Origin of the sequence: Bacteroides sp. RTP31139st1_H2_RTP31139_211217 (assembly GCF_040227615.1) — a bacterium.
Classification (GTDB): Bacteria; Bacteroidota; Bacteroidia; order Bacteroidales; family Bacteroidaceae; genus Bacteroides; species Bacteroides uniformis.
Genome location: NZ_JBCNZM010000226.1, coordinates 1 through 4,557 on the forward strand (window position 1 = coordinate 1; position 4,557 = coordinate 4,557).

Below are 4,557 nucleotides of genomic sequence, written 5' to 3' on the forward strand. Positions count from 1 at the left end.
GCAGTTGCGCTGTGCTGATATCTACAGACCTTGCCGCCCGCGGATTGGATATTCCGGGTATTGAGAATGTGGTGCATTACCATCCTCCCGTAAACGAGGAAGCCTATACACACCGTAATGGACGTACCGCCCGTTGGGAGGCATCGGGAAATGCATATCTTGTTCTGCATGCCGAGGAGCGGGTACCCGAGTATATTTCTGAAGACATCGCAATGTACGAGTTTCCGGAGACGCTTCCCAAACCGGCCAAGCCCCGATGGGCTACCTTATATGTAGGTAAAGGGAAAAAGGATAAGTTGAACAAGATAGATATTGTCGGCTTCTTGTATAAGAAAGGAGGAATGGCGCGTGAAGATGTCGGGCAGGTGGACGTAAAGGAACACTATGCCTTTGTAGCCGTGCGCCGCAGTAAAATGAAACAATTGCTGACGCTGGTACGCGGTGAAAAAATCAAGGGAATGAAAACTGTTATCGAGGAAGCAAAGTGATTTATCTTATAAATATTCATTTTATTTGCGCTTATTCTTTTGAATATGAAGTAATGAAACCGCCTTGCTTTTAGTTTCTCTAAAAGTATTATCCTTGATAAGTAAAGATAACAAAATGGTGCATATATCTTGTATAAACCATTAAAAAGTAAGCTAAATGCGGCTTAAAAATAGAATTTCATCAGGAAAGGTTTGTTTTGAAGAAATATTTCCGTAATTTCGCAAAGTCGAAAGACATTAATGAACGAAATTGTATAACCAAAACAAACTTCAAATGAAAAAGCATAATTTCAATGCAGGACCTTCTATCCTTCCTCGTGAGGTGATTGAGAATACGGCACAAGCTATTCTTGATTTCAATGGCTCAGGCCTCTCACTGATGGAAATCAGCCACCGTGCCAAAGACTTCCAACCCGTTGTGGACGAAGCTGTGGCATTATTCAAAGAATTGCTCAATATCCCCGAAGGATATTCGGTACTGTTCTTGGGCGGTGGTGCCAGTTTGGAATTCTGCATGGTACCCTTCAACTTCCTTGAAAAGAAAGCTGCTTACCTGAATACGGGTGTATGGGCCAAGAAAGCCATGAAAGAAGCTAAGGCATTCGGTGAAGTAGTTGAAGTCGCTTCTTCCGCTGAATCTACTTATACTTATATTCCGAAGGACTATACAGTGCCTGCTGATGCAGACTATTTCCACATCACTACCAACAATACAATCTACGGTACGGAACTGAAAGAGGATTTGGACGTAAACGTTCCGATGGTGGCCGATATGTCTTCTGATATTTTCTCCCGTCCCATCGACGTATCCAAATATATCTGTATCTATGGTGGTGCGCAGAAGAATCTGGCTCCTTCCGGTGTTACATTCGTCATCGTGAAGAATGACGCGCTGGGTAAGGTATCCCGCTATATCCCGACCATGCTGAACTATCAGACGCATGTGGATAGCGGCTCTATGTTCAATACTCCTCCCGTTGTCCCCATCTATGCAGCCCTGCAGACATTGCGCTGGATTAAGGCAGAGGGTGGCGTGAAGGAAATGGAACGCCGTGCCATCGAAAAGGCCGATATGCTGTATGCTGAAATTGACCGTAACAAAATGTTTGTGGGTACAGCTGCCAAAGAAGACCGTTCACGCATGAACATCTGCTTTGTGATGGCTCCCGAATACAAGGAATTGGAAGCTGACTTCTTGAAGTTCGCTACCGAAAGAGGTATGGTAGGTATCAAGGGACACCGTTCTGTAGGTGGATTCCGTGCATCCTGCTATAATGCCATGCCAAAGGAAAGCGTGCAGGCTTTGATTGACTGCATGCAGGAATTTGAGAAACTTCATTAATAATATTGTTTTTCACCACAGATTACGTAGATTTGCACAGATTGTTTTTATGATTAAACTCTGTGATAATCTGTGTCATCTGTGGTGAGTCTTTTTAATATCATGAAATTATGAAAGTATTAGTTGCAACAGACAAACCGTTTGCCAAAGTGGCAGTAGACGGTATCCGTAAAGAAATAGAAGCAGCAGGTTACGAACTCGTGCTGCTGGAGAAATATGGTGAAAAAGCCAAGCTGCTGGAGGCTGTGAAAGATGCAAACGCTATCATTATCCGCAGTGACATCATTGATGCTGAAGTGCTGGATGCCGCCAAGGAACTGAAGATTGTGGTGCGTGCCGGTGCCGGTTATGACAATGTGGACCTGGAAGCAGCTACTGCCCACAATGTATGTGTAATGAATACTCCGGGACAGAACTCCAATGCTGTGGCCGAGTTGGCTTTCGGCTTGATGGTGATGGCTGTCCGTAATATGTATAACGGTACTTCCGGTACTGAACTGATGGGCAAGAAACTGGGTATCCACGCTTATGGTAACGTGGGGCGCAACGTAGCCCGTATTGCCAAAGGCTTCGGTATGGAGATTTATGCGTTCGACGCTTTCTGCCCGAAAGAAGTAATCGAGAAGGATGGAGTGAAGGCTGTGGGTTCTGCTGAAGAGCTTTACTCTACTTGCGATGTCGTTTCCCTGCATATTCCTGCAACTGCCGAAACGAAGAATTCCATCAATTATGCATTGGTGAACAAGATGCCGAAAGGTGGACTGCTGGTGAACACAGCCCGTAAGGAAGTCATCAATGAAGCCGAGCTTATCCAGCTGATGGAAGAGCGTACCGACTTGAAATACATGACCGACATTATGCCTGCTGCCAATGAAACATTTGCAGCCAAGTTTGCCGGACGTTATTTCTCTACACCGAAAAAGATGGGTGCCCAGACTGCCGAAGCCAATATCAACGCAGGTATTGCCGCTGCCAAGCAGATTGTAGGCTTCCTGAAAGACGGTTGCGAGAAGTTCCGCGTAAACAGGAAATGAGATGAATAGTAAGACTACCTATAAATGTTCAGTTCTTTATTTAGCAATAGGTGCTGGTATATTTTCATTAAGTAGTATATTCAGAAATGAATTGTCAGATTTCGCCCTCGGTTTTTGCGAGGGCGTATCTATTGTACTGATATTAGGTAGTGCAATTTATCTGGTAAGATATTTCGTGAAAAAGAAACCTCAATAATCCATATAAAACACTCTCTTATGGCTATAATTAAACCCTTTAAAGGGATTCGTCCCCCTCAGGATTTGGTGGAACAAGTAGCGTCCCGTCCTTACGACGTATTGAATTCTGCAGAAGCACGTGCAGAAGCGGAAGGTAATGAAAAATCCCTATATCATATTATCAAGCCGGAAATAGATTTTCCCGTCGGTACGGATGAGCATGACGAACGTGTTTATCAGAAAGCTGCAGAGAACTTCCGTATGTTCCAGGAGAAAGGCTGGCTGGTGCAGGACGATAAAGAAAACTATTACGTCTATGCCCAGACCATGAACGGCAAGACACAGTACGGTCTTGTTGTCGGTGCCTATGTTCCCGATTATATGAACGGCGTTATCAAGAAGCACGAGTTGACTCGTCGTGATAAAGAGGAGGACCGTATGAAGCATGTCCGCGTGAACAATGCCAACATTGAGCCCGTATTCTTTGCCTATCCCGATAACGCTGCACTGGATGCCGTCATTTCCCGTTATACAGCGGGGAAACCGGTATACGACTTTATCGCTCCGGGTGACGGTTTCGGCCATACCTTCTGGATTATAGACAAGCAGGAGGACATTGATGCCATTACCCAAGAGTTTGCCCAAATGCCCGCTCTCTACATTGCCGATGGGCATCATCGCAGTGCCGCTGCCGCTTTGGTGGGTGCGGAGAAAGCCAAGCAAAATCCCAATCACCGTGGTGACGAAGAGTACAACTACTTCATGGCTGTGTGCTTCCCTGCCAACCAGTTGACTATTATTGACTATAACCGGGTGGTGAAGGACTTGAACGGCATGACTCCCGAAGAGTTTCTGGCTGCTGTGGGCAAGAATTTCATTGTGGAGGAGAAAGGTGAGGACATCTATAAGCCGTCCGAACTGCATAACTTCTCCCTCTATTTGAACGGAAAGTGGTACAGCCTTACTGCCAAACCGGGTACTTATAATGATAACGACCCCATTGGAGTACTGGATGTAACCATCTCCTCCAATCTGATACTGGATGAAGTGCTCGGCATCAAAGACCTCCGTTCCGACAAGCGTATTGACTTTGTAGGCGGCATCCGTGGTCTGGGAGAGTTGAAGAAGCGGGTGGACAGTGGTGAGATGAAAGTGGCATTGGCCCTCTATCCCGTTTCCATGAAGCAGCTGATGGACATCGCCGATACGGGCAACATCATGCCTCCCAAGACAACTTGGTTTGAGCCGAAGTTGCGTTCGGGACTGGTGATTCATAAACTGGACTAAATGAATTGATATAAACTGAAACGGGGATGTCTTCCACTAAAAGACATCCCCGTTTTTCGTTCAGAACTCTGGAAGCTTAGGAGTGTGATGTTTGAAATACAGTTTTCTCATCCACCGGTCAAACAGGATGAAAAGCGGAATGGTCAGAATCAGTAGGAGATAAAAGCAAGGAATCTGGATACTTTCTGACTGTGGGAGGGTGGTGGGCGTAAAGGCTTCCCGGATGCTG

The 4,557-nt window shown here is 45.7% G+C and carries 4 protein-coding genes; all 4 read left to right on the plus strand.

The features are described 5' to 3' along the window. A partial coding sequence (locus ABUA47_RS22430; RefSeq protein ID WP_349832081.1) for a DbpA RNA binding domain-containing protein occupies nucleotides 1-488 on the plus strand: 488 nt, incomplete at its 5' end. 274 nt (nucleotides 489-762) lie between these two features. Then, a complete protein-coding gene (gene serC, locus ABUA47_RS22435; protein WP_005828105.1) occupies nucleotides 763-1,830 on the plus strand; it encodes a 3-phosphoserine/phosphohydroxythreonine transaminase in 1,068 nt (355 codons plus the stop codon). 110 nt (nucleotides 1,831-1,940) lie between these two features. Further along, entirely contained in the window at nucleotides 1,941-2,864 is a 924-nt protein-coding gene (locus tag ABUA47_RS22440) for an NAD(P)-dependent oxidoreductase (protein ID WP_035448197.1), read from the plus strand. 216 nt (nucleotides 2,865-3,080) lie between these two features. Further along, nucleotides 3,081-4,328, plus strand: coding sequence for a DUF1015 domain-containing protein (locus tag ABUA47_RS22445; RefSeq protein ID WP_035448199.1), 1,248 nt, complete (start codon nucleotides 3,081-3,083; stop codon nucleotides 4,326-4,328). Nucleotides 4,329-4,557: the final 229 nt, after the last annotated feature.

Coding starts and splice junctions, on each gene's coding strand:
- serC (WP_005828105.1), top strand. CDS start 763: ATGAAAAAGCATAATTTCAATGCAGGACCTTCTATCCTTCCTCGTGAG.
- ABUA47_RS22440 (WP_035448197.1), top strand. CDS start 1,941: ATGAAAGTATTAGTTGCAACAGACAAACCGTTTGCCAAAGTGGCAGTA.
- ABUA47_RS22445 (WP_035448199.1), top strand. CDS start 3,081: ATGGCTATAATTAAACCCTTTAAAGGGATTCGTCCCCCTCAGGATTTG.